Raw genomic sequence first — 25,142 nt, 5'->3', positions numbered from 1 at the left:
AGGCACGGCTTGGTCGAAGATAGTGCAACTATCTATATCGAGCAGGGCTACGATATGAGGCACCCCAGTTCGTAAGCTGTTATGGTTCGGGGCGACGTCGTGCGATTGGCCGGTCGTTGCGTCACGACCGCTAATGGCATGTTACGTCTTTGCCCGGCAGCCATCGCCCCGCGAGATGTTGCTGATCCCAGATGGAGTCTCCTCTTTTGTGAGAAACAACCGTTGATGCATTTTGCATTCTATCAACCACTACCTAGCGCGGATCGTAAGCTTAGTGCTGAAGCCCCAGATCAGCTCAGGGCCCCGAAGAGGGTTTCGGCGTGTAAGGCAGCATATTCAGAGAACGATCATCGACGCCGTCTACAATGTGTTCTCACAAGATCAATCGGCAGATGCGACGATTCGGCCGGGTGCAGCCAGCGCTCGCAAACCCTCGTGCGTTGCCCGCATTGGAGTAAACGTGAGATCACGTCGAACATGGTGCAGTGGATGAGCAAACACTACACAGAAGGTCATACGGATGCCGACGTCTTTGCGGCACGTTTTCAAAGACACAAGGACAGTAGAGGCCGCTGGGTATATGCAACGATGAAGTTCATACACAGGATAAGTTGAACGAGCAGACGGTCGTCAAACTCACCAATAGAACAACTGTTGAGGCTATTCAAGCTTAACGGCCTCGATCCAGAACTCAATCTTCGCCGCATCCTGGAAACGATCGCCGATCACCCAGTCAATCGCAACCATGAACTGTTGCCATGGACTTCACCACCTCTCACACAGATCTCGCATGATCTCATGTATTCACTTGAGATTTAGGTGGATACGGTCGGAGAGATGTATAGTCTCAATGCTCGGCGTTTATTCAATAAAGATGACAACATTGTTGACACTAAAACTCGGAACGCTTATAAATTTTCGTCGTAAAGGTATCATTACCGATCGAGTTCTCGAAAACGCCCGTAGCTCCGCCTAACGAGTTCGGTTAACTTCGCACGTTGATCTTCTTGGGAGATAAGTGCTAACCATGTCGCAGACATATCGAGATGAAGCGCTGCAATTCGACACCGACGGTTACGTCCTTGTCCCTGACCTGTTGACGGCTGAAGAGGTCCAGATACTCGTGGACGCTGCGCACGCAGACTCCATCATGTTGAATAGTGCATTCGAGTTAGCAGACACAGGAGGCACCCGTATTCGTCTTGCCGGCTGGAATTACGCGGGCGATGACACTTTCGGATTGATCGCCCGATTGCCCCGCATCGTGGATCGCATGGAAACCTTCTTAGGTGGTGAAGTCTACCATTACCACTCCAAGATGATCCTCAAAGAACCTCGCGTCGGTGGCGCGTGGGAGTGGCACCAGGACTATGGTTACTGGTATCAGAATGGTTGTCTCTTTCCGGACATGGCAAGCTGCCTGATCGCTGTTGACTCCGCCAGTCGAGCGAATGGTTGTCTAGAGGTATTGAAAGGCTCACATCGCATGGGAAGGATTGAGCATGGCCGATACGGCGGTCAGACAGGGGCAGATCCCGAACATGTAGGAGTTGCACGAGAGCGTCTCGAACATGTTTATTGTGAAATGGCCCCTGGCGCGGCGCTCTTCTTTCATTCGAATCTGCTTCACGCCTCTGCGCAAAATGTAAGTGAAGCACCGCGGTGGGCTCTTATCTGCTGCTATAACGCCGCCTCGAATTCGCCCTACAAGGACTCACACCATCCTCGCTATAACAAGCTTCATAAGGTTGATGAAGATGCAGTACTACGCGTGGGAGTGCGGCTGAGCGACGCATCGCAGACGTTCATTGATCCAGCAGAAGATAAGACAAGTGCTGGTGAAAAACTCCGAAGCTGAGCTGCAGCCGAAAGATTCTCATCAGCTCACCGTGATGAAAGCTGGAAGGTTCAAATTGCGCAGCCGCCGATTTGTTGATGCTCTGTGTGTGGCCTTCGTGTCAGTGTTGTGGCCATGCGACACTGCATGGTCACAGCAGGGCAGCTTTTATGATGCAGTTGATCCGTTCATCGGAACAAGCGGCGGTGGGTTGACATCACCCGCTGCTTCTTTACCTTTCGGAATGATTCAATGGGGGCCAAGCACTAATAAAAGTGACTATTATTTTCGTAACGACCGAACAACATACGGGTTCAGCTTAACCCATCTTAATGGGGTAGGCTGTCCAGTCGGCGCCGATGTGCCCATTCTTCCGTGGAGTGATGAGCCACGAAGGAGCCCCGGTGTGGAGAACAATACATATGAGGAATTTATTCAGACGCTCGAACATGCCACCGAGGAGGCTCATCCAGGTTATTACGCCATAACCTTAGGCAATGGGGTAAAGGTAGAGTTGACGGTGAATGAGCGGGCCGGTATGGCCCGCTTCTCGTTTCCGCCAGGAATCAACGCCGCCGTGTTGGTGAAGACAGGAGAGAGTGCAGACACTGATGTTCATATGGCGGGTCTTCCTTCGTTCGGGCGCGAAAATAATAAGAGCCTTGTGGAGGTTCTTGACGACAACGCCTTAACTGGCTGGGCTACTTCGTGGGGGTTTTGCGTGAGCCCCGCACACTACTCACTGCATATAGCGGCGAAGTTTGACGTGCCATACCGGCGGTTCGATACCTGGCATGACAATCAGATGCAAAGAAATCAACGATTGGCTGATGGAAAACAGACTGGCGCGTGGCTGGATTTCGGTGACCGCCATGAAGTTCTGATGAAGATTGGCCTTTCGTATATCAGCGAGGCCGGTGCACTTGCGAATCTAAACACGGAGCTGCCCGAATGGAATTTTGATGCCATTCGCGCTCGTGGGCGCGAGTCGTGGACTCGGGCGCTGAATCATATCTCAGTCGAGGGCGGGAGTGCCGACCAATACAAAATATTTGCGACGGCCGTTTATCACATTTTGCTAACTCCTACTCTCTTTAATGATGACGATGGCAACTATCTCGGATTTGATCAGAAGGTACATTCCCTCACTGGCTCGAAACAAGCAGAGCAATACGCGAATTTTTCCGACTGGGATACATATCGGAATACCCTGCAGTTGCAAGCTCTCTTAGTCCCCAAAGTTGCGAGCGATATGATGCAGTCTCTGGTGAACGATGCGGTCCAAGGTGGCTGGATTCCCCGATGGCCGCTGGCTAATCAATCGACTTATGAAATGGGGGTGGGGGGGGAGATTCGTCTGACATTTTGTTGGCATCAGGATATGCCTTCGGCGCTCGCGACTTTGATTCTCAGACTGCATTGCGCTACATGATCAAAGGAGGAACGCAACCGGCAAAGGATTCGAGCACCTTCACGTTCATCCATTACGAAATGATGGCGGAACGCCCATTCCTGAGCGACTATTTGAAGTTCGGGTATGTGCCCGCCAGTGATCCGATCTCCGCTTCAAGGACTCTGGAATATGCCAACGACGATTTCGCCATTGCACAGTTAGCAAGGAATGTTGGGGATGTGGCGGGATATCGCCGCTTCATGGCGCAATCTCAAAACTGGAAAAATCTGCTCGATCCGGAGACAGGTTGGATTCGCCCTCGTGATGCAGACGGCAAGTGGCTGCAGAATTTTGATCCACTCCGGGCGTTGCCGAAGCAGGATACATGGGCCCATCGCCGTTCCAATACGGTTTTGAAGAGGGCAACACAGCCCAATACACGTTTATGGTCCCCTTCGATTATCCGCGGCTATTTGCCTCGATGGGTGGAGATGAGAAGGTGGTGGAGCGCCTCAATGAATTATTTGGCAAACAAGCTGACTCCCAAAATGGTGGCGGCTTTAATATCTCGAACGAACATGACTTTGTAGCTCCCTATGCGTACGTGTTTGCTGGTATGCCGTGGAGGACGCAGGAAATCGTGCCTCAGATTCTCAAGGAAGGCTTTAACACGACTCCAGGGGGGCTTCCGGGAAATGACGATATGGGCGCTACTTCGGGCCTGTACATATGGAACGCGCTGGGTATGTATCCAGCTATTCCTGGTGTCAGCGGGCTTGTACTCGGGACACCCATGTTCAGAAAGGCTGTCGTACATTTCGGAGATGGTCGCATCCTGATCATTCACGCATCTGGCTCCGGATCTTACGTGCAAAAGGTCTTTCTAGACAATGCGCCTTATCCCAGCAGTTGGTTAGCTCTGAGCAAGATCCACGCCGGAACTACAGAGTTGCAGTTCAATCTGGGCGCAAAAGCAAACACGGATTGGGGAAATCCGTATCCGACCGCCCACCGTCCTTTCGAGAACCTTGATAAGAAATGAGGCCAGGAGAGGTGAGCTCGCATAGCTATGCATGGTTGAGCAAAGCATCAAGTCTCATGTCCGTTATAGAGGAAGTCGCAATGCAACGTAAGCTATTTATGATCGTGAACGTCGGACTTCTTGTGTGCATATCATGCACAGCATTGAGCCAAAATCGGCGTGCCGTCGACAACCAGCCAGACCAATTTACTTCCGAGTTGGAGAAGCGAATACCTTTCTCCTTTACTTATGCCGGCAAATCCTCAAAGGAGTTTCTCAGTTCGTGGCAGAAGTCAGAAGATGTTCGTCCGTCTTCTGATGGCCGTACAGTGCACACGGTCCACTATATCGATCCTGTTACTCACCTAGAAATCAGTTGGGAGGTGACGCGGTTTGAGGGAACAAATGCTATCGAATGGGTAATGAATCTGCATAACCGTGGGAGCCGTGATAGTCCACTTCTCGAGACGATTATGCCGTTGGATTTAGATTTACATGTTCCTCAGGGCTCTCCTGTGACATTTCATCATGCTCATGGAAGTACGGCCAGCGCCCTCGATTACAGGGCTGTAGACACGGATCTGAGCGCGAACAAGAACGCCACAATTGCACACTACATCATGGAGAAGGGGGTGCAAAAAGACTCCTATTTGCCATTCTTTAACCTGCAATGGCCTGACGGCGGGCTGGTGGGAGCGATTGGCTGGACCGGGCAGTGGATGGTTACGGCGCAACGTTTTGCTGGCACCGTAGCTTTGAAGAGTGGTCAGGAACACACACACCTCAAGTTGCATCCGGGCGAGAGCATTCGTACGCCCAGAATCCTCCTCGTTTCCTGGCAGGGGAAAGATCCGATCATCGGGCAGAACGCCCTCAGGCAGGCATTAATCCGCTATTACACCCCCCGTATAGATGGCAAATCTCCCATGCCTCCCGTTGCATCGACGGGAGCTTACGCTCTGATATTCGATGGCATCGCCAAGAAGACGGGCCAAAATCCACTTGATATTTTGTCCACGGTAACCGAGCGCGATCTAGGCGGCACTGGCGGCCGTGGCTTTCCCGGCCCGGGAGATGCTTTGAACTATGTCTCGGAGCAAAACCAACTGCAGCTAATCAACAACCTGCCTCCGATCGGAATTGAAACATACTGGTTGGACGCAGGCTGGATGGAGGGGCTTTGGCCTGACGGCCGGGGAAGCTGGGTAACGAATAAGGAGTTTCCGGACGGACTGCGACCGCTTAGCGAAGCAGCACACAAGAAAGGTCTAAAGTTTTTGCTATGGTTCGATCCAGAAGGGGTTGGTCCAGGCAGCCTGATCGCGAAAGAGCATCCTGAGTGGGTTCTACACCAGCCTCAGGAAGGAAAATGGGGTGGGATCTTTAAGTTTAGCGATCCTGCAGCTCTCCAATGGATGATCGATCTGCTGGCCAGCCGAATTCGCGAGTGGCAAGTGGATATTTTTCGAATGGATAGGAACACGAACCCGCTTCCGTTTTGGAGAGCCGCAGATCCGGAAGATCGCCAAGGCATAACAGAAATACGGCAAATTGAAGGGCTATATGCATTATGGGACGGCCTGTTAGATCGATTCCCAGGCCTGATGATCGATAACGCAAACTGGCGCGTAACTGGACCGGATATCGAGGCGATGCGGCGAACGATTGGATCCTTGACGCGCAGTGAGATTACGAATGGGGGTGTACCCAATCCAGTTGTGGACCAGGCCCAGACGGCTGAGCTAAATATGTGGATTCCATTCGACGCAAATATCTTGAATGGAGCCGATGCCTATAACTTCCGCAGCACTGCAACTACAGGGGTGGCTATGGGCCTCGATCTGCAATCGCCCTACATGCCAGTAGATGCGCTCGCCAAGGAAATCGACGAATTGAAGGCACTCCGGCCTTTCTGGCTGGGGGACTATTATCCTCTTACTCCGATCAATACTAACGAGGACGCCTGGTGTGGATGGCAATTCAATCGACAGGATCTTGGAGCCGGTTTCGCGATGTTCTTCCGGCGTTCGAAAAGCAACCAATCTCACTACGACGCCAGTTTACGCAGCATCGATCCGGCCGCGTTTTACAAGGTCACGATTACTGAGGGGATCGAGAGGACGACGAGCCAAACAATGACGGGCCGCGAATTAACGCAACTCCGGGTCGAGATAAATCATGCTCCGGGGAGTCTCTTGGTGCGTTATCAATCCGCTACAGTCGACAGTACGGACCGAGATCATTAATAGTCTGAGCGCGCAACCGCCGACATACTTTTCAACTCGAGGGAACAGGACGCTCCAGACGCTTGGCGAACGGTCCAGACCATCGCCTTCCCACCACAGAAGCTTAACAATGTCGCCTATTCGCCTTCGAACACAAACACGTGACCGGAGCACTGCTCGTGCAGCACGTTCTGCATCTGTGCACTCAGACCGTCGAAGCCGCGACGCAGGTCCGTCACACCCGCTGCCATCCAGACCTTCGTCCCAGCCGGAAGCTGAATCATTTGCGCAGACTCTCCTGGATCGAACGCACCAGAGATGAATCAGCGCCGCTCTCTATACTGATCGGCTCGACCAGGAAGTTCAATGTGGATCGCGCCTCCCACCGGCATCGCAGCTTCTTCTGTCTCTCTGCCCTCGTCTTCGTGGCTGGCCACCGTAACCTGAATCAGCGCCATACTCGGCTCGCTCAGTTCGCCACGTTCAAATGCACCACGCCACTTGAAAACCTAGTTCGCGTTCACACCGTGGGCTCACGCACTTCAGCCACGCTGGCGTTAGGCTTCAGAGTCAACCGATAATCTGAAGCCTCTCTGAAATCGATCGCAAACGGCGAACACGACCATTCATACTCAAACCTACTGCATCAGACATGAGCCGATGTTTGGCTCTGCCCTACTACTCTCGGCCGTTCCCGTAACGCCGACCCTAAGAACGGCGAGGACGACGCCGGCGAAGAACCGGCCTCGACCTCGCAGATGCAACAGCAAAAGCAAGTGCAGCTAAGGGGAGTGAGTGTACCGGAACATCCGTTACGCTGTGGACCTGAGACATCCGTTACAAGCCCCTTGCGGTGGCGACGGTTCGAGTTGAGGGGGTACGAGAAAACATATATCCGGTCGTCGATGCGGTGGGAATGTATGGTCCGCCGTCAGATTGCAAGCGAAATCTTCGTTGCGAGTGATTAGGGTCTGCGCAAATGTATCCGGCCTGTTTGTGGAGCTTCCGCTCCTGGCCATAATGGAGTCCGCGCGTCGCTGGTCTACAAAGTGGGCCGAACTCAGAAGGTTCTCATTCCCACACAGGCTTAAGCAACGCCGGTTGAGACCGTTCACTCACACATCGATTTGTCTCGCAAACTTGAGGGAAACTTCTATTCGTCGTCGGAGGTGTGGAAAAGTGCGGAATCGCGAAGCGATTTCCAAGGCCGCATTTTGGGCGTCTTTTCCAGGCCTCGGTTCAGGCCGACACGAACGCAGGTGAGTTGTAGCATGTGCCTTTGCTCAGGATGGCCCATGCGATTCGAGCCATCTTGTTAGCCAACGCGACGACGGTGACGTTGCGATGGCACCTTGCCGAAAGGCCGGTCAGCCATTCGCCGAGAGCAGAAGGCTTTCGCTCCATCTGCATCACTACGGATCGAGCGCCGTGAAGCATCATGCGTCGCAGATACTCGTTTCCGAACTTGCTGATGCCGAGCAGTCTGGTCTTGCCACCTGTCGAGTGTTGTCGCGGAACGAGTCCCAGCCAGGCTGCTAGGTCCCGCCCTTTTCTGAAGCTGATGCCGTTTCCGATCGCCGCGACCAGCGCTGTCGAAACGATAGGTCCGAAGCCTGGCACCTCCATCAAGCGATGACAGCCATCATCCAGCTTCGCGATGCGGGCAAGCTCGGCACTCGCTTCTTCGATCTTTCTTTCCAGCTCGTCCCACTCAAGCTTCAACTCACGAATCAGGTGCAGCAGCCGTCCGGAAAACGAAGAATCGCCATCGCTGAAGATGACCTGTAGCTGGGTCGCCAGGTAAGAAGGCCCTTTCCTAATGGCAATTCCACGTTCCAGCAGAAATCCGCGTATCTGATTCATCACGGCAGTTCGTCTCGCCACCCAGCGGTCGCGCACGCGGTGCAGTGCCTGCAGGTCCAGCTGCTCGTCGTTCTTGATCGGAACGAAACGCATCGTTGGTCGCTGCACGGCTTCCGCAATCGCCTCCGCGTCCAGGTAGTCGTTCTTGTTCGTCTTGACGTAGGGCTTCACATACTGTGCCGGCATCAATCGGGCATCGTGTCCCTGATCTCGAAGGGCACGGGCAAGGTAATGAGCTCCCGCGCACGCTTCCATACCGATCAGCATCGGCATGCGCGTTGCGGTGTAGGTCAACAACTGCTTCCGCGAAAGCTTCTTGCGAAGCACAATCTCACCGCGTGGGCTCAGCCCAATCAGATGAAAGGTGGTCTTGCTCAAGTCGATGCCGATCGTCGAAATCTTCATGGTGAAGCCTCCTGCCAGCTAAGGTAATCCGTCCGGATTGGTGCTGGCGGCGGACCATTCCAATAGTGGAAGCCCGAAGGGATTTCCAAAGAGTGTGGAAAGGATGGGAAGCCGGCATCATGGCTTCCCATCCTTTCCATACTCTGTCATTTCCATGGCCTGCTTTTCGCACGGCGAATGCTGGATAAACCGATATGCCTCCACACAGTCAATGTGGCGCACTCGCCACGAGATGCTCATCGGTACTCATCGCTTATCAAAGATTGCATTGGCGACTTAGCACTCGATTAAGAATCGACCAGGGTCAATCGCCGCGCAATTATGTGTACGAGATGCCGGTTTCTCGTCCAGGTGGCTCAGGCGCCTGCCGACGAACGATGATTTGAAGCTTCTGCCTGATACCTCTGCCCGCTCTTTCCGAAACCGAACTCCTGGGAACTGGTTCAACAGCCGGTTTTCAAGTCCATATAGATAGAACGATGCGGCTGTATACACAAGCTGCCGCCTCGTATCCAAAGCTTGAAGTGTGATAAGCCGTCGTCCCGTATGCAACGTGAACAACTCGTTTGGCGATGTTCACTTTCCTATCTCGTGCCTGGCATCCACTCAACAGCAACTGCCAATGAGCTTCTACTTCGCGCTTGCCGGCGGCACGATGCCGTTCATCCGCAGATATTCGACCATTTGACCGTAGTGGTCATTCCCATGTGCAGCGGCAAAAGCGGCTATCGTCGTCCTTGTACTGAACCCGTCAATCGGCTTAATGGCTACAAACGCATTCTCTGCGGTAATGGTCGCTATGGCCTTGTGCGCATAGACAAACGAAGCTTCCAAGGCAGCCAGCGCTTCGTCTCTAGTCGTAATTGACCCGATCGCCTTCACGTCGCGGTCAGGTTTAATGCCGCTCCAGCCGAAAAAGAAGTAATTCGCCTGTGCCAGGTGGGTCACCTGTGCCACAAAGGTGCGCACGGTGTCGAACTGCGTGGTTTGGCTCGCGGCGAAGATGCCTTGCGCTGGCGCGAAACTGTATTTATCAGCGGGCATCGCCTTCGCCGCCCCCACCACCTGGAATTCCATCATGGAGAGCAAACCGTCGACCGCTTTCGCGGGGTCTTCCTTTGTACCCACCGGCGGTGACGGTCGGGGACCGCTCATCTGTGAGGGCATCTGTAGACCACTACTTGAGATCACAGCAGTTGCAAGAAGCAGAGCCCGAATGCGCATTGTTTATCCTCGATCCAAGTTTGTTTTGAAGGCGACTCCAGCGTAACAGTCCTTTCCCATTTCGTGTTGACGTGGTGCATCCTGGGTCACTCAGTATCCGACGTGACCCAGGATTGGTCGCACAACCTCCAGCCTTGCGCTTTCACACAACATACGGCTGGAATTACAGAGTGCCGGAGCTCCGAAAAAATGTCCCTATCGCCCCAAATTGACCAACGCAACGAATGCCTTTATCGCTGGAGCCGGCCAGGTCCGAATCTCTGCGAAGAGTGGTTGCAAGCATCCGCGGGCAAAATGGAATGCGGGTGTGTACGTGCGAAATCTGCCATCGAAGCGCCGATGCGTCCGTCTACGGGGGTCAAGAGATAGGCGTGAATTTCGCCCGTATGGAGCCCGGTTTGCACCGTTGCCATACCCGAGATTTGTCCGCGCTCATTGATATTGCTAGCCGAGATTATGAAGAGGTTGGAATCCCCGGAAATTAGCGTGTTAAGGTCGGTCATCACACCGTCCTGCCAGATGAAGCCGTGAGACCAGTCGTGCTTGGAGTCAAAGGTGTTTCCCACCACTTGACCCCGGTTGTTGATGCCGGTGGCAAAGGCGGCAAAATCTCCCGGCAGAGCGCCGAGGTTTGTGACTGCGCCGTGTGCGCCGTCCCGCCAAACCGCGGCATAGAAGGTGTTGCCACTGCCGACTTGCCCGGCGATTTGGCCGCGATTGCTAATGGCATAGGCGAAATTGGAACCTGCTACTCCGAGATCTTGAAGCGGGACGGCAGTGTTGTCTTTCCACATTACGGCGTGAGCCGCTGCGGTGCAGTTCCCCGAGTAGCCTACGGCGTCGCCTTGATCGTTAATCCCGAATGCGACACCGTCTACATCGTTACTCACCAGAGGAAGAGCTTCGGTGTTGCCTCTTTCCCACAACGTCGGCAACGCAATTCGATTGTTCGTTGTGCCGTCTGGGCATGTGGAGTCCACGGAACCGTCTTCGGCAAATCCGACGACTTCTCCGTGGTTATTGATGGCGCTGGCCTGCCCATTATTTCCGCCGACCGTCGGAAGAGCACTCATGTGGCCGTCTCGCCAAAGAAACGGGACGCACGTAAGGTGTGTGCCGAAGCCGCAAATGTCTTCGCCGTTCGGATCTGGATCAGCTGTTTCGGACATACTAACGGCTTCCCCGCGGTCGTTGATTCCGCCCCAGTTAATCCAACTGTTGCCGTCGGGTTTTCCAAGCGTGCCCAGGTCGATGTTGAATCCGTAGATGCTCATCACCGCCCGACCCCTTGAGACTGTCGTAGACGTACTAGTCTCGGGAGGGTTCACGGTCCCATCCATGTTCTCCGTCCACCCCTGATTATTGAGGCCCATGGCCATGCTGAAGTTGTCCTTGCTGTTGTTAATGCCCAAATCAGTAATTTTGTAGCTCTGTTGAGCGAACGCATTGCTGAAGCAAGTCACAGCAATCGTCATAACCCACAGTGTCCGGAAATTGCGCAACTGTCTTTGTGTATTCATGTCTCCTCTTTTTCTCCGATGAAAGTCTGCGTGCCGATAAGGTGCAATTCATAGGAGCAAGTGGTGTTCCACGTTCACAACAATTACGTGACACAACAGGCCCAAGGTTTCAGATTTCGACGCAGCGTGGTGGGCTAACAGTCTCCCGGGGCGATCCCAAACGGCCTAAACGACCGTTTCTCCAACTTTTCATACCCAAACTGACGGGAGGTTACAAAATTCGAGAACACCTCGCAGCCAAGAGTCAGGCAGATCATTTGGATTGACTTGCAAATGCTTAACGTACATACTGGTCGGTATGTCAAATGGTCACGAGAAGAAGACACGGCTCCGTGATCCAGAGCGTACACGGAAACGCTTGCTGCAAGCGGCCTTTCGGGAGGTCCACAGATCAGGCTTCCAGAATGCCGGCATCAATACAATCCTCGAAGCCACCAATGTGACCAAGGGAGCGCTCTATCATCACTTCGATAGCAAAGAAGCCCTTGGATATGCAGTCGTCGACGAAATCGTCACAAAGATCGTTCGCGACGGGTGGTTAAGCCCTCTGCTTGGCAGCGGGCAGCCGATTGATATCTTGATAGGCATCGTCCGGCGCATATCAGTTCGGCCCGATGACATTCGAACCGGTTGTCCGCTGCTCAATTTGGCAACGGAGATGTCTCCGGTGGACGAGCAATTCCGCAAGCGCTTGGAGAGGATTTTCTTGGCCTGGCAGGAAGGAGTAGCTGCGCTCTTGCGAAGAGGACAGTCCGAAGGAACAGTTCGCTGCGACCTGAATCCAGAGGAGAGTGCCAGTTTTCTGGTCGCCATGGTCGAGGGCTACGCCTCGTTGGCGAAGAATGCTCAAGATGCCCAAGTGTGGGAAGTGGGAATTAGAAACATCGTGGGATGGTTGAGGTCTCTTCGGGCGCCCCGTCAATCTCCAAAAGGCGGACGACCGATGTCGAAGAAGCATGTTGTCCGGCGAGCGCGGTGATTTCAGTTTAGCGAACGCCATGGATCGAAGGAGATCAGCGATGGTACCTTGGCTGAGTTTTCCTCCAATCCCCAAGCTCAGTCGAGTTCACGTAGAAGCAGTGCACGCGTCATCCTCAGTCACGTAGCAGAAATCGACACGAAAGAACTAGGGGTTTCATCATGCGCGCCAGCACAATTCAGGATCAGGCCATTGCGCGTAAAACCTTTGTTCAGCAAGCTGCTGACGCAGATGCAAACGCTTCATGCCCACTGCGGGGGCTGAGATGTTTTCCACCAGAAGTAAAGGGGGCTACAGTCCTGGAACGACAGAGGACCAGTACTTCGAAGCTACAGATACATTACTACTTCCGGTCATCCGCATTGATGCGGCGAGCCTCATGCGAGTCTCGCGGCAGTTGGAGAGCATAGCGGAACGACAAGGGCCGCGAATCGCGTTCAAGGCAAGAGGCACCATTTTACTGTTGAATCTATTCGACATTTCGGCAGTGCAAGCCGAAGGCAATTATGTCTCGTTGCAACACCGACCTCATCACTATCTGGTGCACGAATCCCTCTCGTCCATGGCCGAGAAGCTCAAACCCTACGGTTTTATTCGCATTCACCGCTCGGTCGTCGTGAATGTCTCGGCCGTTGAGGAGGTCCAACCTCTACCGACGGGAGAGTATAAGCTGCGTGTGAGAGGCGGGAAGGAATACCTGGTAACGCGTACGTACAAACACAACCTCAGGGATCTGGCTCAACTGTGGGTAGGAACAGAGCGGCTTTACTGATAAGAGGAGGCATAGGTTGCGTCGATGAGCGCGCCTAGGAGTTTCCGTCGCGGTTTAGGGCTGGTGCTCTCCCGTTGTAAGCGGTGACAGTCGATCGACGAGTAATGAACAAGTCTTCGAATGCCTCGGCCGCTAATGCGCGCTACTTGGCACAACAAGCTGGCCTCGCAGCTCAGCGTCGCCAACTTCAGGCCCAGCAAAGCACTCAATCGGCCTTAAACCCGTCAAAAAAGTTCCAGGAACCGCGCCCACCCCTCCCACCTCAACATCGGGAAACCCTCCGACGAAGAGTCCATCCCCTCGCCAGCGCCCCCTGACTCAGGTTTTTGCGGGGTAGGCTACCATGAAAATCCCGTCGCTATTGCGTGTACCAACGCACCTCCCTTCTATACGGACAGTAATGGCAATATTATCTACAACTATTGCGACCACGTCGGAGGTAACCTTAGTGCGTCGTTTATTCCTTGATGCGTTCCTAATTGAACAGCGCTTGAAGATTAGTGCCAGGCCAGATTCGAAAGGCAATGTTCATGGTGCTTTCAGCCATCAAACGCTGGGCGGGATTCATCCGCAGTGTGTCGCGCTTCGATTGCCTATCCTCTTGTACGCCTTCTGTATGCATGTAAGATTAGATCCCAATTCAGCGCTCGACAGCGAAAAGAAAGTTCTGATCCGCTCAGATCCCCCGGGTGCGAAGGTCGTCCTACAAGGCGGCTGAATGGTATGCAAGGCGATCCCAAAGAAGGGCTGACGGAGTGACCCCATGCACCTTTTCGGCCGAGTGGGAGCTTTTGATCCGGATGGCGAGGTCCTATCTTCCACACCGAATAGACCACGCGTCTAAGTCAAGAAAGCCGTCGAGGCCCACCTCGCGGATGCCGTCGGGCGCAACGTGTCTGAGACCACGCCCTGCTCAACTTCCGCAGCACGTGGAAGATGGCGCGCTGGCCAAACACAAGAAGCAGAGCCGCGTGATCGGTTTCTTCTGGGCCTGCGTGTGACACCGCTTCGGACCGACTATTTCTCTCACGATGAGTTCCAGAGGATTCTCGATGCGACGTACGTTAAGGCGATCCCCGCAGCGGTTACATCCCCATCGCGGACACGCAAACCCAGCTTCTCACCATCACGCTTTTCATGCGCTGGAGCGGCCTGCTTGTTGAAGCCTGTTGCACAGGACTACGCTCACGTTCGCCTCGGCCCTTGCCAGGCGCAGGCAGCATTCTTCATCCAGCGCAATGCACACCCTGAGGCAGCTCGGATAAGCGAGTCAATTCCCGACTCTCCCAATAATCTGTGTAGGATACACGTACGATGAATCCGGCATTGTGGCACTTTTGGCACTTCATTCATTTCATAGAATCTATAAGTTACAGAAACCGTGAGGTGTGGAAAAGTTCGACTCCCGCCGCCTCCACCAGTTCTAAGCATTTTTACCACTTAATTTCCGGTTGGCTCCGCGAAAATACTCCGCGGCTTAAATCTCCGTCCACATAAGAATCAAAACGCTCGCGGCTTTCTTTGGGGGCGCCCTCATATGGGGGAAGCAGTTGGCTGCTTCCTCAGAGCAGCCCGGACCGGCTCTCCAGCAGCGCCAGGCAGCCGTCGCCTTTGCGTTGGCTACAGCTTTTCTCGGGCTCATCAACGCTCTGCTTCGACAGTCTCTGCCGCGTGGGCGCGAATGTTCTGTCTGCGCTCTTCTCGCTATCACGCTGATTGCATTTCCTTTTGAAGCTTCCATATATGCAGTGGGGCAACTGCCCCCCGGTATCGCTGCCGTCACCGTTGCGGCAACTCCACTGCTGGTCTGCCTTATCGGTTACAGTTCCTGCTACTCCGCCCCAATCGCACCTGCAATTCACTCGCTGGTTCGAGCTTGCCACTCAGGCAAATGCATTTACTTATCCTACCTAACCTTGGCTTCTCAAAAAGATGCGCAGTGAGCTGCTCGCTTCCACCATTTGGGCGCAGTTTTTAATCGCTTTGCTGGAAAGTATCCTCTTGTTTCGTCCTCAGGTAAGCTGCCGAATATTTGCCGGTATCATGATCGTGTCCGCAAATTTGTGAAACTGCTTCGCTCTCCGGCGGAAGATCCGGTGTTAACCCTCCGGGTAACATCGCTCACGTGACGGATTAATGGAGCGTCTAAGCTAGGGTAGACTGGGCAAACATGAGTGCGTCCATGTACATAGTCGTCGAAGGGGAAGATCCCGGTTTTGACATCTTCGTGAATGGCCGCGGTCTTGCCCGCAACGAAGATGCCCTGGAAAAGCTCGCCCTGCGACTCGGCGTAAAGCCTTTGCTGGAGTTTTTCTCCGCTGACGAAAACTCCATGGCCCTGCTGCTCGAAGAGGGCGCAGGCGATCCCGAATGGGCCAAGACCCTGCCGCCGCCACAGTGGTTTTCTCCTGATGACGGACTCGTCACCATCGGTACGCTGCTCGACTTCCTGCAGGACAACCCATCGGCTCTCGGCTCGGAAACGGCAGCCGTCCTCAATGAACTGGAAGAATACGAGCGCGTCCTGCGAAAGACGTCCACTCGCAGCCTGCGCTGGCAGCTCGCCGTCAGCTGGCGCTAACTGTGCCCTTGCGCTCTAATCTTTTCCAGCAGACGCGATAACGATTGCACAATCTCCGGATGACTCTCAGCCACATTGGTCGTTTCCCCAGGATCATTTTTCAGATCGTAGAGCTCAAACACCGGCTGATTTTCCCCACGAAATGGAGCCAGATGTCCCGGACGCTCATTGCGATCGACTAATTTCCACTGTCCTTGGCGAATCGCCAGCCACTGCGACTCTTCGATCAGCGAGCTTCGTCCTTTGCGGGAATGACCCAGAAGCACGGAAGAAACATTCATGCTGTCCGGAGCGCCTGTCTTCGGAACGCTTGCGCCCGCCAACGCAGCGAATGACCGCATGAGATCGACCTGATCGATCAGCGCATTCGATACTCCCTGCTTGATATGGCCGGGCCAATACGCAATGAAGGGAATCCGAGTTCCTCCTTCATAAATGCTGTACTTGCCGCCGCGATACGGTCCGGCTGGCTTGTGTCCGTCGAGCAGCCGATCAGATCCATCATCGTAGCCATCATTGACGACCGGACCGTTGTCGCTGGTAAAGATGACGAGAGTCTTGCCGGTCAGGTTGCGCCGTTCCAACTCCGTCATAATCTGCCCAACCGTCCAGTCCAGTTGCTCAATCACGTCGCAGCGAACGCCACAACTCGTCGTGCCTGCGAACTTTGCATTTGGCATGCGCGGAACATGAATATCACTAGGAGTGAAGTAGAGGAAAAAGGGCTTCTCGTGGTTCTTCTCAATAAAAGCGCTGGCTTTTCCTGCAAGCGTCGCAGCCATATTTTCGTCCACCCATCTGGCTGCATGCCCGCCAGACATGAAACCGATGCGGCTCACGCCATCCACTATGGTTCCATCGTGGCCTTCGCTTAATTTCATTTTCAGCAGCTGCGGATCTTCTTTTCCCGTCGGCTCATCGCCAACTTTTGCCGCATAGCTCACCTCAATCGGATCATTGGGATCGAGGCCAACAACACGATGGTCTTCTACGAAAACAGTAGGAACACGGTCGGCGGTAGCAGGAAGGATGAACGAGTAGTCGAAGCCCGTCTCCAACGGACCCGGTTCAATATTTCCGTTCCAATCAATCTTTCCGTTGCCAAGACCGACATGCCACTTCCCGACACATCCGGTAACATACCCAGCGTTCTTCAAAACCGACGGCATTGTCGAGCGTGTCGTATCGATCAGCAGGGAAGCGTCGCCCGGCAGAATCTGCACGCCGTCTTTGCGTGAGGAGTACGTGCCAGTCAGCAGGGCATAGCGCGAAGGAGTGCAGGTAGACGCAACCGAATGCGCATCAGTAAAACGCAGTCCATTCTGTGCCAGCCTGTCGATGTTCGGCGTTTTGAAGTCCTTCGCTCCGTAGCAGCTCACATCGCCGAAGCCAACGTCGTCGGAAAGAATCAGCACAATGTTGGGCGGCCTCGATCCCGAGTGCAACGCTGGGTTCGCACTCTGTGAAGCTGCCATGTCTGCCAATGCAAGAGAGAAGGCCTGAAGAAAGCGGCGGCGGTTGAGCTGAGGGATGAGCGCTTTTGGAGTCATGTCGTCAGTAACAGCCAAATTTTAACTGAGACGACACTACTTCCACCCGCCGGGGATACAACTTCACCGTTATATCTCGTTCAGGCCAGGCAAAATTGCGATAGTCTGTTGATCGGCTCCCCCAACTGAAAAGTTTCTATGATCCTCAAGCAGTATTATCTCGGTTGCCTGGCGCATGCGTCTTACCTTCTGGGTGACGAGGCCAGCGCGACTGCAATCGTCGTCGATCCACAGCGAGATATCGAACAATACCTGGCAGATGCCGAGAGATTCGGCCTCCAGATCCGGCATGTCTTTTTGACGCACTTCCATGCCGATTTTATTGCCGGACATTTGGAACTGCGCGACCGTTGCGGCGCAACCATTCATCTCGGCCGCCGCGCCGAAGCGGAGTATACCTTTTCGCCGATGGCAGATGGTGACATGCTCCAGTTTTCAGATCTACGCCTGCAAATTCTGGAAACTCCAGGCCATACTATCGAGTCTATCTCCATCCTCGTGTTTGATCTGGAGAAAAGCCCGTCAACGCCGCATGCCGTTCTCACGGGAGATACCTTGTTCATCGGAGATGTCGGCCGGCCTGATCTGAGGGCTTCGCTGGGATGGACGGCCGACGATCTTGGCGCTCGTCTTTACGACTCACTTCACAACAAGCTGCTGGCGCTGCCCGATGACACGCTGATCTATCCGGCGCACGGCGCAGGCTCTCTTTGCGGTAAACAGCTCTCCTCCGACACTGTGTCAACACTTGGAGATCAGCGGCGCATGAATTACGCTCTGCAACCGATGCCGAAGGAAGACTTCATTCGCCTGGTCACAACCGATCAGCCGGATGCTCCGCAGTACTTTGCCTATGACGCCATTCTGAACACGCGCGAGCGCGTAACACTCGACAGCAACCTTGAGAAGGTTCTGCAACCCGTTGCACTCGACGAAGTGATACGGCTCGGAGATTCGGGAGCGCACCTGTTGGATGTGCGGGATGCTGCGGAATTTGCGCGTGGACATCTTGCCGGCAGCATCAATATTGGATTGGGCGGCCAATACGCTACATGGGTCGGTACACTGTTGGATCGCCTCAAGCCGATTGTTATTATTGCGGAGCCAGGACGCGAACAGGAAGCTGCACTACGCCTGGGCCGCATCGGATTCGATTATGTAAGGGGCTATCTGAACGAAGGCATGGCGGCGTTGGCAGAGAGACCGGATCTGGTATGGCCGACGGAACGCGTGAGCGCCACGATGGTTGCCGCAGAACTTTTGAGCGACGATCCGCCTCTGGTGCTGGATATCAGAAATCCCCGCGAGTGGGAGGCTAAGCGCATACCGGAAAGCCTGAATATCCCCCTCAATCACCTCGAGAAGCGCCTCGCTGAACTCCCTCGCGGGCGTCGCATCGCAGTCTACTGCGCCGGTGGCTATCGTTCATCGATTGCTACGAGCATTCTGCACCAGAACGGGATTACTGATCTCATTGAAATGGCAGGCGGACTCGCGGCCTGGGATGCCGCTAAGCTTCCGGTTGTGTCGGGGACCTGACATCCTTCGCTTAGCTTTACAACAAATCGCTGATGAAATTCTTCGATGACAAAGCAGCGTCCGCACGTTGGAATGCAGGATGAATCGGAGAACGAAACGTAGGCGGCAGAAGAAAAATTCCGTCCATTAACGATATGCAAACGAACAAACGTCCCGTAGGCGGGGACGATCTTCGACATCCCGGGTCCGCCATTGCCTATAACGAAGTTTGTCAGAGTGGCAGTCACGGATGACAAGATGAATATCATTTCGATGAGAATGATTCGCGGCGTCTGCTTCTTTGCGGCGATTTGGTTGTCAGTGGCCGCTACAGCGCAAACGGCAACGTCGAAAATAGTAAACGCCGCGAATACCTTTCTTTCTACGCTCAGCGAGAAACAGAGGCAGAGCATTCTGTATTCCTTTGACGACGCACAGCAGCGCGCACGCTGGTCCAACCTCCCGACTGGATTTGTTCCTCGCGGCGGCATCAGTCTCAGAGAGATGACTCCGGCGCAGCGTTCAGCTGCAATGGTCCTCGTATCGTCTGCGCTCAGCAAGAGGGGATTTGAAAAGGTCGAGCAAATTATGGAGGGAGGCAAGGTCAACAAGATCAACGAGACGAAAAATCCTCGCGGGAACAATGGGCCGCCTCCAGGCGGTGGCGGACCGCCGCCCAACGGAGCGAATCGGCCTCCCTTCGGTGACGGCCTGAGCGGCGATCTATTTGGCAAGGATCTCTACTACATCTCGATTCTTGGAAAGCCCTCGATAAAAGATCCGTGGATGTTGCAGTTTGGCGGCCATCATCTGGCGCTCAACAAATCATTCTCTCTTCTTACTGACGCTTCTGCTGCCTGGCGCCTCTCATCGCCTTCGAGTCTCGCTGGGCTGGAGTCGCTGGCGTGCGCAGCCGTCTGCTCCGAATTCTCAGAATTGTGACGGCTTTTACAATCGGACACTCGACCACGCTTGCATTGGCTGCAATCGAATTCGTCCGCGTATCCAGTCGCCCGATCAAAGTGCTGATTGCGGTTTCCATTCTCGTATCGGCCGTGCACGCTCTCCGCCCCATCTTCCCGGATAAGGAAGCCGGCATCGCGGCTTTCTTCGGGCTCATTCATGGTTTAGCGTTTGCTGCCACGCTCGGCGAATTAGGGCTTGGCCTGCGGGAGCGTATAGTCGACATTCTGGCATTCAATCTGGCATCGAAACAATGCAGATGGTCGTCGTGGCCGTCACTCTGCCATCACTACTTCTCATGAACCGGACGCGCGCGTATCCGTTTCTAAGAATCGCTGGCGCACTCGTCGCCGACGCTGCGTCCGTGGGCTGGATCGCTGAGCGGCTGTTAGCCGTGCATAGCTCTGTAGATGTTGTAGTGAATACCGTAGGGCATCATGCTGTTTGGCTCGCCGGTGTATTGTTCCTGGCGAGTCTTAGCTGTTGGCAGCTTCTGAACATCGTCGATCGCAGACCTTCCGATCCTCTCGGGGCTGCGACTCTTAGGCCACATGCAGAAACGAATTTTGAATAATAAGGCTGTTCAAAGGCATTTCTCCCTATGCTCCGGATCGCAATAAGAATCAATATTACAGCCGCATTTTTGCCTGGAATCATAGAGTTACGAAACGCCGTACTTGGAACGTAACTCCATTGTTAAAAAACTTACGCAAACGCGGGAACGGGCTGGCTGCAATAGTCAGTCCGCTAATTGCTTCTTGAGCATCATCAATTGCCCAAGATGGTAGCTGGTATGATCCCCCGCCAGAAGAACCTCGCGGAGCAGCGTTTGCCCGTCGCCCCAGGGAATCTCAGCATAGAGATTCGAGCCGGGATCGCCGATCAGCTTTTCGAACGCTCCCATATCTTCATGCACGGCTCGAACCGCGGCATCCCACGCTTCCCTGGATGGCGGAGTCGCGGCTTCCGGCCAGTAGTCCTTGGGCCATTCCGGAGCTGTGTATTCGGGATTTGTGCAGAATTCGAGAAGGTCACGGAGCGTGAAGCGAATATGCTCAAGCTGTTGCCAGGCACTGTGCGGAGCGCCATTTGGCTTGGCCCCATAGTGTTTCGTAGGGAAATCCTTAACCGCTTCTTTCAGGCTGATGTGTGCGCCTTCACCGCGCACGAATTCTACTAGCTGTTTACGAAGGATGTGGTCGTCAGCAGGCATTCTGCCCTCCTTCTACTTGGGATGCAGAGGAGAGCAGAATGCTGCACTGTATTTAGGCTTCGACAGCCACCGGCTCGCGACGATCGGCGAATATGTTGCCCATGCGGCGAATCTGAGCGCCGACGCCGCGCAGCTTTTCTTCGATGTGCTCGTAACCGCGATCCATGTGATACACGCGATCGAGAATCGATTCACCGTCTGCAACCAGCGCCGCCAGAACAAGCGAAGCCGAGGCCCGCAGATCGGAACACATAACGGCAGTAGCCGAGAGCGGTGTCCGTCCGCGAACGGTAGCCGAGCGGCCATCGACCTTGATGTTCGCGCCCATGCGAATCAGCTCCTGCACATGCATAAAGCGGTTCTCGAAGATGTTTTCCGTCACCACGGAAGTGCCTTCAGCCTGGGTCGCAAGCGCCATGTATTGTGCCTGCATGTCAGTCGGAAAGCCGGGATACTCTTCGGTCGAAATGTCAGCAGCTTTCAGCGTGCCTTCGCTGCGCACCCGGATCTGTTCTTTACCGATGATTTCGACGCGCGCTCCGGCCTCTTCGAGCTTGGCGATCACCGCTCCAAGATGCGCAGGATTGCAGTTGGCAACACATAAATCTCCGCCGGTAATCGCACCGGCGACGAGGAATGTTCCGGCTTCAATACGATCCGGATTAATGCGGTGACGCGCGCCATGCAGCTTTTCAACACCCTGCACGCGAATCCTGGATGTGCCGGCGCCTTCGATCTTCGCCCCCATCGCGTTGAGCAGCGCAGCAAGATCGGTGACTTCCGGTTCGCGGGCGCAGTTTTCCATGATGGTTTCGCCATCAGCCAGTACCGCGGCCATCAGCAGATCTTCGGTTCCGGTAACCGTGATTTTGTCGAAAACAATATTTGCGCCCTTCAGACGCTCCGCGCGAGCTTCGATGTATCCATGCTCGTAGCTGATGGTCGCGCCCATCGTCTCGAGACCTTTGATGTGGAGGTCGATGGGGCGGCCACCGATAGCGCAGCCGCCGGGCATGGCAACGCGAGCAAGCCCGGTGCGGGCGACGAGCGGCCCCAGCACCAGTGATGATGCCCGCATGGTTTTCACTATTTCGTATTTGGCAACAGGATCGGAAAGCACACGGCAGCTGATCGAGGTCCGATGCTGCGCGCGGCCATAACCCAGTTCTACTTCGGCGCCCATCGAAACGAGCAGCTTGCGCTCCGTTTCAATGTCCTGCACCTGCGGAATGTTTTCGAGGATAACCTCGTCCTCGGTAAGGATGGCGGCAGCCATGCAGGGAAGCGCTGAGTTCTTCGCGCCACTGACGCGAATCGTGCCGATAAGCGGATTCCCGCCGCGAATAACGAATTTATCCATAGTGCCGTGAATGCTCCTCTGCTTCCAGTTAGTGTAAACGCGTTCCCTGTGGGAAGCAGAGAAGCCGGGCGCCGGCCCGTATCAGCCTGGATACATCAGCCTGCGGTGGGAGTGGAATTTTGCTCGAGCCAAGCTGTCAGTTCGTCCTCGGTGAGCTTGCCCGCGGCGAGAGCGTAAAAAGTGAGGTACGCTTTCTGCTGGCTTGCCGCAAACGTAATTCCATTTCGTTCCAGAAACGCGATGGCAACCACAAGCGCAGTACGTTTATTGCCGTCTACAAAGGGATGGTTTCGAGCAATGCCGAAGGCGTAAGATGCAGCAAGACGATGCAGTGTAGGAGCTTCTTCCTCATAGGCCAGTATATTTTGCGGACGTGCCAAGGCTGATTCCAGAAGCCCTTCATCGCGTACCCCGGTTGAGCCGCCGTGCTCAGCTAGCTGCATATTGTGGTAGGCGAGCACAACTCGCTTTTCGATCCAGATTGGCATTGTTTACTCGGCAAGCTTACGTAGCGCATCACGGTATTTCCGCATGACCTTCTTACCGGTCTCAATCTGACGGTCAAACTCTTCATCGTAAGGGGTCAGTTGGATGCCTTGGGGAGTTTCGGTTATATAGAGCGAATCCCCTTTTTCCACGTGAAGCTTTGCGAGAATTTCTTTAGGTAGCACGATGCCTGCAGAACTGCCGACGGTAGTGATTTTTACTACTGCGCCCATTTCCCGATCTCCTTTTACGTACTTATATTTATTATAATAACGCTAGAAGGCTGCACAAGTAAAAAGCGCCCGTGGAGGGCGCTTTTTCACATATAAATATAAGCCGAATTATAGGTCCATTACGGAGTCTTCAATCGCTCTGCGAACATTACCGTCGGACTGTGCCAGACGGCGCACGGCTTCGGGCTTATCCACGTTGGCCTTCAACATGACGAGAGCAACAGGAACGCTGCGTCCGGCCGATTTGATGGTGCGAACAGCGGTCTCGCGGTCAATATTGCAGGCGCGCATCAAGATGTTGATGCCGCGCTCGACCAGTTTCGAGTTCTGCATGTGTACGTTGACCATGAGGTTTTCGTACACGTAGCCGAGGCGTGTCATCGCACCGGTTGTGATCATGTTGGTGATCATCTTCTGCGCGGTGGCTGCCTTCATGCGGGTTGAGCCGGAAATAACTTCAGGTCCAACTTCGGCAATGATGGCGATGTCGGCGGCATTTGCCAGTGGCGTATTGGGATTGCAGGTGATGCAGGCTGTTTTGGCGCCGCGTGCGCGAGCATAAGCGACTGCAGCAACTACATAAGGAGTGCGCCCGCTCGCCGAGAGCCCGAGAACGACATCTTTGCGGGTGGGACGACGGCGTGCGATATCCCGCTGACCGAGTTCTTCCGAGTCCTCATTCACCTCGACCGGCGAAGCAAGAGCCTTCGGACCTCCGGCCATGATGTATTGGATCTGCTGCGGTGCGTTGGAAAAATAGGGCGGACATTCACATGAATCGAGAGCTGCAATGCGGCCACTCGATCCTGCGCCGATGTAAATCAATCGTCCACCGTCACGCAGGCTGCGTGCGACCGAATCGATCACCAGGGCAATTTCCGGAAGAGCCTTCTTGACGGCCGCAGCTACCTTTGCGTCGTCGTGGTTGATGATGCGTGCAATTTCAAGGGCAGACTTTGTGTCGAAACCCTGCGAAGCATCATTTGGGCTTTCGGTAATGAGCTCGTGAAGACTGGTGACGTGCAGGCCCGGGGAAGAAGATGCCTGTCCATTGATGTTGCGCTGCGCTTCGGCAGGTGGAGCGGTTGTTATGGTGGCCATCGTTGTGCTTTTAATCCAATGAACTGCTTGCACTTTATTGTATCGCTAATAAAGAACGCCGAACGTGATTTTCGATAAAGAGAAAATCAGGTTGTGTGCCATTTTCGAGCAGATTGGGACGAATCATTCAGAGGCTCGCGACCACAGCATCATGAAAAGCGGGACGGACTTGTTGAATCAGCTTGCTGGAACGGTCTGGCCAGGTGCGGTTCGTAAGGAGGACAACTGCCAGTTTGCGCTGCGGATCGATCCAGAGAGAGGCGCCGGTGTAGCCGAGATGCCCAATGGAATCTTTGCTGAAAAACTGCCCGGACGAAGAGGGCATCGTCGGGGTGTCCCATCCCAGGGCACGGGATGTGCCTTGCGGCTCGATCTGACGAGTTGCAAATAGTTGCACAGTGGAAGGGCGGAATAGCTGCTGTCCTTCTGCAGTGCGGCCATGATTCAGAATGCAGGCGGCGAACTTCAGAACATCGAGTGAGTTCGCGAAAAGTCCCGCGTGTCCGGCACAGCCGCCGAGTACGAAAGCGTGCTCGTCGTGCACTTCTCCCTGAATCACGCGCTTGCGAAATTCCGTGTCATTTACGGTTGGTGGAATCTGCGGCCGTATTTGGATGGAAGGGCAGAAGCAGGCGCTGGCTAATTCAAGCGGCGTGAAAATTTCGCGCTGAAAGAATCGGCTCAAGTGGTCTCCGGAAAGCACCTCCAACGCTTTTCCGAGAAGAATGAAACCGATATCAGAATAGTCAGCGCGTGCTCCAGGTGCGGCTTCGAGCGGCATCTGCAGGCAGGCCCGCAGCAGGGCATTCGCAGAGGTGTGCTGCTCAAAGAGACGTGCGTATGCCGGCAGACCCGAAGAATGAGCCAGAAGCATCCGCATGGTCACGTGCTCTTTGCC

General features: G+C 54.4%; 25 protein-coding genes and 1 pseudogene. 14 read left to right on the top strand and 12 right to left on the bottom strand.

The features are described 5' to 3' along the window. Positions 1-654: 654 nt before the first annotated feature. The 6 genes and pseudogenes from GSQ86_RS18620 (at position 655) to GSQ86_RS18595 (ending at position 6,497) form a co-directional block, all read left to right on the top strand. Positions 655-819: a transposase domain-containing protein gene (locus GSQ86_RS18620; RefSeq protein WP_216841205.1), complete on the top strand. Its 165-nt coding sequence runs from the start codon at positions 655-657 to the stop codon at positions 817-819. A gap of 208 nt (positions 820-1,027) precedes the next feature. Further along, the gene (locus GSQ86_RS18615) at positions 1,028-1,858 is read left to right on the top strand and encodes a phytanoyl-CoA dioxygenase family protein (RefSeq protein WP_158751668.1); all 831 of its coding nucleotides are present in this window, start codon (positions 1,028-1,030) and stop codon (positions 1,856-1,858) included. Next, on the top strand, positions 1,809-3,269 hold the full coding sequence (locus tag GSQ86_RS18610; RefSeq protein ID WP_216841204.1) for a glycoside hydrolase domain-containing protein: 1,461 nt from the start codon (positions 1,809-1,811) through the stop codon (positions 3,267-3,269). The genes GSQ86_RS18615 and GSQ86_RS18610 overlap by 50 nt, the downstream gene beginning before the upstream one ends. Further along, positions 3,203-3,541 (top strand): annotated as a pseudogene (locus GSQ86_RS23605) (glycoside hydrolase domain-containing protein); the annotation flags it as partial. The gene GSQ86_RS18610 and the pseudogene GSQ86_RS23605, both read left to right, overlap by 67 nt. Positions 3,542-3,615: 74 nt before the next feature. Continuing rightward, positions 3,616-4,272, top strand: a complete 657-nt coding sequence (locus GSQ86_RS18600) for a glycoside hydrolase domain-containing protein (RefSeq protein ID WP_158751661.1) — start codon at positions 3,616-3,618, stop codon at positions 4,270-4,272. Positions 4,273-4,352: 80 nt separating this feature from the next. Next, positions 4,353-6,497, top strand: a complete 2,145-nt coding sequence (locus GSQ86_RS18595) for an alpha-galactosidase (protein ID WP_158751659.1) — start codon at positions 4,353-4,355, stop codon at positions 6,495-6,497. Positions 6,498-6,613: 116 nt separating this feature from the next. Here the strand turns inward: GSQ86_RS18595 and tnpB are convergent, their stop codons facing one another. The 5 genes from tnpB to GSQ86_RS18575 form a co-directional block, all read right to left on the bottom strand. Further along, positions 6,614-6,760, bottom strand: coding sequence for an IS66 family insertion sequence element accessory protein TnpB (gene tnpB / locus GSQ86_RS18590; RefSeq protein WP_158751657.1), 147 nt, complete (start codon positions 6,758-6,760; stop codon positions 6,614-6,616). 39 nt (positions 6,761-6,799) lie between these two features. Next, the gene (locus GSQ86_RS23700; RefSeq protein ID WP_256366849.1) at positions 6,800-6,934 is read right to left on the bottom strand and encodes a hypothetical protein; all 135 of its coding nucleotides are present in this window, start codon (positions 6,932-6,934) and stop codon (positions 6,800-6,802) included. A gap of 781 nt (positions 6,935-7,715) precedes the next feature. Continuing rightward, complete coding sequence (locus tag GSQ86_RS18585; RefSeq protein WP_158751655.1) at positions 7,716-8,744, bottom strand: IS110 family transposase; 1,029 nt, start codon at positions 8,742-8,744, stop codon at positions 7,716-7,718. A 630-nt stretch (positions 8,745-9,374) separates the two neighbouring features. Continuing rightward, positions 9,375-9,968, bottom strand: a complete 594-nt coding sequence (locus GSQ86_RS18580) for a DinB family protein (RefSeq protein WP_158751653.1) — start codon at positions 9,966-9,968, stop codon at positions 9,375-9,377. Between the two features lie 230 nt (positions 9,969-10,198). After that, entirely contained in the window at positions 10,199-11,488 is a 1,290-nt protein-coding gene (locus tag GSQ86_RS18575) for a hypothetical protein (RefSeq protein WP_158751651.1), read from the bottom strand. 358 nt (positions 11,489-11,846) lie between these two features. Between GSQ86_RS18575 and GSQ86_RS18570 the strand changes: the two genes are divergently transcribed. The 4 genes from GSQ86_RS18570 to GSQ86_RS18555 all read left to right on the top strand — a co-directional run bounded on the left by GSQ86_RS18570 (position 11,847) and on the right by GSQ86_RS18555 (position 15,820). After that, positions 11,847-12,467 (top strand): TetR/AcrR family transcriptional regulator, encoded by a 621-nt coding sequence (locus tag GSQ86_RS18570; RefSeq protein ID WP_158751649.1) that lies wholly within the window; start codon positions 11,847-11,849, stop codon positions 12,465-12,467. A gap of 244 nt (positions 12,468-12,711) precedes the next feature. Beyond that, positions 12,712-13,239, top strand: coding sequence for a LytTR family DNA-binding domain-containing protein (locus tag GSQ86_RS18565; protein WP_158751648.1), 528 nt, complete (start codon positions 12,712-12,714; stop codon positions 13,237-13,239). Between the two features lie 1,550 nt (positions 13,240-14,789). Next, positions 14,790-15,182: a hypothetical protein gene (locus tag GSQ86_RS18560; protein WP_158751646.1), complete on the top strand. Its 393-nt coding sequence runs from the start codon at positions 14,790-14,792 to the stop codon at positions 15,180-15,182. 227 nt (positions 15,183-15,409) lie between these two features. Next, positions 15,410-15,820 carry a hypothetical protein gene (locus GSQ86_RS18555; protein WP_158751645.1) on the top strand — a complete coding sequence of 137 codons (411 nt, stop codon included), beginning with the start codon at positions 15,410-15,412 and terminating at the stop codon, positions 15,818-15,820. Here the strand turns inward: GSQ86_RS18555 and GSQ86_RS18550 are convergent. Continuing rightward, positions 15,817-17,388 carry a sulfatase-like hydrolase/transferase gene (locus GSQ86_RS18550; RefSeq protein ID WP_216841203.1) on the bottom strand — a complete coding sequence of 524 codons (1,572 nt, stop codon included), beginning with the start codon at positions 17,386-17,388 and terminating at the stop codon, positions 15,817-15,819. The two genes, GSQ86_RS18555 and GSQ86_RS18550, sit on opposite strands and share 4 nt — an antisense overlap. A gap of 120 nt (positions 17,389-17,508) precedes the next feature. Between GSQ86_RS18550 and GSQ86_RS18545 the strand changes: the two genes are divergently transcribed. The 4 genes from GSQ86_RS18545 to GSQ86_RS18530 all read left to right on the top strand — a co-directional run bounded on the left by GSQ86_RS18545 (position 17,509) and on the right by GSQ86_RS18530 (position 20,425). Next, on the top strand, positions 17,509-18,909 hold the full coding sequence (locus GSQ86_RS18545) for a rhodanese-like domain-containing protein (protein WP_158751643.1): 1,401 nt from the start codon (positions 17,509-17,511) through the stop codon (positions 18,907-18,909). 237 nt (positions 18,910-19,146) lie between these two features. Then, on the top strand, positions 19,147-19,830 hold the full coding sequence (locus GSQ86_RS18540) for a DUF3500 domain-containing protein (RefSeq protein WP_158751641.1): 684 nt from the start codon (positions 19,147-19,149) through the stop codon (positions 19,828-19,830). Next, positions 19,827-20,153, top strand: a complete 327-nt coding sequence (locus GSQ86_RS18535; RefSeq protein ID WP_158751639.1) for a HupE/UreJ family protein — start codon at positions 19,827-19,829, stop codon at positions 20,151-20,153. Before GSQ86_RS18540 ends, GSQ86_RS18535 begins: the two co-directional genes overlap by 4 nt. Continuing rightward, positions 20,150-20,425, top strand: coding sequence for a hypothetical protein (locus tag GSQ86_RS18530; protein ID WP_158751637.1), 276 nt, complete (start codon positions 20,150-20,152; stop codon positions 20,423-20,425). Before GSQ86_RS18535 ends, GSQ86_RS18530 begins: the two co-directional genes overlap by 4 nt. Before the next feature lie 165 nt (positions 20,426-20,590). Here the strand turns inward: GSQ86_RS18530 and GSQ86_RS18525 are convergent, their stop codons facing one another. From GSQ86_RS18525 to GSQ86_RS18500, 6 genes are all read right to left on the bottom strand, one after another. Next, positions 20,591-21,064, bottom strand: coding sequence for a DinB family protein (locus GSQ86_RS18525; protein WP_158751635.1), 474 nt, complete (start codon positions 21,062-21,064; stop codon positions 20,591-20,593). Positions 21,065-21,116: 52 nt separating this feature from the next. Continuing rightward, positions 21,117-22,424 (bottom strand): UDP-N-acetylglucosamine 1-carboxyvinyltransferase, encoded by a 1,308-nt coding sequence (gene murA, locus GSQ86_RS18520; RefSeq protein WP_158751634.1) that lies wholly within the window; start codon positions 22,422-22,424, stop codon positions 21,117-21,119. 95 nt (positions 22,425-22,519) lie between these two features. Then, positions 22,520-22,912: a type II toxin-antitoxin system death-on-curing family toxin gene (locus GSQ86_RS18515; RefSeq protein ID WP_158751632.1), complete on the bottom strand. Its 393-nt coding sequence runs from the start codon at positions 22,910-22,912 to the stop codon at positions 22,520-22,522. Between the two features lie 3 nt (positions 22,913-22,915). Beyond that, complete coding sequence (locus tag GSQ86_RS18510) at positions 22,916-23,143, bottom strand: AbrB/MazE/SpoVT family DNA-binding domain-containing protein (protein WP_158751631.1); 228 nt, start codon at positions 23,141-23,143, stop codon at positions 22,916-22,918. Positions 23,144-23,251: 108 nt separating this feature from the next. Beyond that, positions 23,252-24,244, bottom strand: a complete 993-nt coding sequence (murQ, locus tag GSQ86_RS18505) for an N-acetylmuramic acid 6-phosphate etherase (protein WP_158751629.1) — start codon at positions 24,242-24,244, stop codon at positions 23,252-23,254. Positions 24,245-24,371: 127 nt separating this feature from the next. Beyond that, positions 24,372-25,142: serine hydrolase (locus tag GSQ86_RS18500; protein ID WP_158751627.1), on the bottom strand; the 771-nt coding region annotated here is incomplete at its 5' end.

The sequence above is a fragment of the Acidobacterium sp. S8 genome (genome assembly GCF_009765985.1).
In the GTDB taxonomy this organism is placed as follows: Bacteria; Acidobacteriota; Terriglobia; order Terriglobales; family Acidobacteriaceae; genus Alloacidobacterium.
This window is presented reverse-complemented; position numbering and strand designations above follow the sequence as displayed.

What these genes read in the sequence shown, in the direction of transcription:
- GSQ86_RS18615 (WP_158751668.1), top strand. Translation starts at nt 1,028, where the DNA reads ATGTCGCAGACATATCGAGATGAAGCGCTGCAATTCGACACCGACGGT.
- GSQ86_RS18600 (WP_158751661.1), top strand. Translation starts at nt 3,616, where the DNA reads ATGGGCCCATCGCCGTTCCAATACGGTTTTGAAGAGGGCAACACAGCC.
- GSQ86_RS18595 (WP_158751659.1), top strand. Translation starts at nt 4,353, where the DNA reads ATGCAACGTAAGCTATTTATGATCGTGAACGTCGGACTTCTTGTGTGC.
- tnpB (WP_158751657.1), bottom strand. Translation starts at nt 6,760, where the DNA reads ATGATTCAGCTTCCGGCTGGGACGAAGGTCTGGATGGCAGCGGGTGTG.
- GSQ86_RS23700 (WP_256366849.1), bottom strand. Translation starts at nt 6,934, where the DNA reads ATGGCGCTGATTCAGGTTACGGTGGCCAGCCACGAAGACGAGGGCAGA.
- GSQ86_RS18585 (WP_158751655.1), bottom strand. Translation starts at nt 8,744, where the DNA reads ATGAAGATTTCGACGATCGGCATCGACTTGAGCAAGACCACCTTTCAT.
- GSQ86_RS18580 (WP_158751653.1), bottom strand. Translation starts at nt 9,968, where the DNA reads ATGCGCATTCGGGCTCTGCTTCTTGCAACTGCTGTGATCTCAAGTAGT.
- GSQ86_RS18575 (WP_158751651.1), bottom strand. Translation starts at nt 11,488, where the DNA reads ATGAATACACAAAGACAGTTGCGCAATTTCCGGACACTGTGGGTTATG.
- GSQ86_RS18565 (WP_158751648.1), top strand. Translation starts at nt 12,712, where the DNA reads ATGCCCACTGCGGGGGCTGAGATGTTTTCCACCAGAAGTAAAGGGGGC.
- GSQ86_RS18555 (WP_158751645.1), top strand. Translation starts at nt 15,410, where the DNA reads ATGAGTGCGTCCATGTACATAGTCGTCGAAGGGGAAGATCCCGGTTTT.
- GSQ86_RS18545 (WP_158751643.1), top strand. Translation starts at nt 17,509, where the DNA reads ATGATCCTCAAGCAGTATTATCTCGGTTGCCTGGCGCATGCGTCTTAC.
- GSQ86_RS18540 (WP_158751641.1), top strand. Translation starts at nt 19,147, where the DNA reads ATGAATATCATTTCGATGAGAATGATTCGCGGCGTCTGCTTCTTTGCG.
- GSQ86_RS18530 (WP_158751637.1), top strand. Translation starts at nt 20,150, where the DNA reads ATGAACCGGACGCGCGCGTATCCGTTTCTAAGAATCGCTGGCGCACTC.
- GSQ86_RS18525 (WP_158751635.1), bottom strand. Translation starts at nt 21,064, where the DNA reads ATGCCTGCTGACGACCACATCCTTCGTAAACAGCTAGTAGAATTCGTG.
- murA (WP_158751634.1), bottom strand. Translation starts at nt 22,424, where the DNA reads ATGGATAAATTCGTTATTCGCGGCGGGAATCCGCTTATCGGCACGATT.
- GSQ86_RS18515 (WP_158751632.1), bottom strand. Translation starts at nt 22,912, where the DNA reads ATGCCAATCTGGATCGAAAAGCGAGTTGTGCTCGCCTACCACAATATG.
- GSQ86_RS18510 (WP_158751631.1), bottom strand. Translation starts at nt 23,143, where the DNA reads ATGGGCGCAGTAGTAAAAATCACTACCGTCGGCAGTTCTGCAGGCATC.
- murQ (WP_158751629.1), bottom strand. Translation starts at nt 24,244, where the DNA reads ATGGCCACCATAACAACCGCTCCACCTGCCGAAGCGCAGCGCAACATC.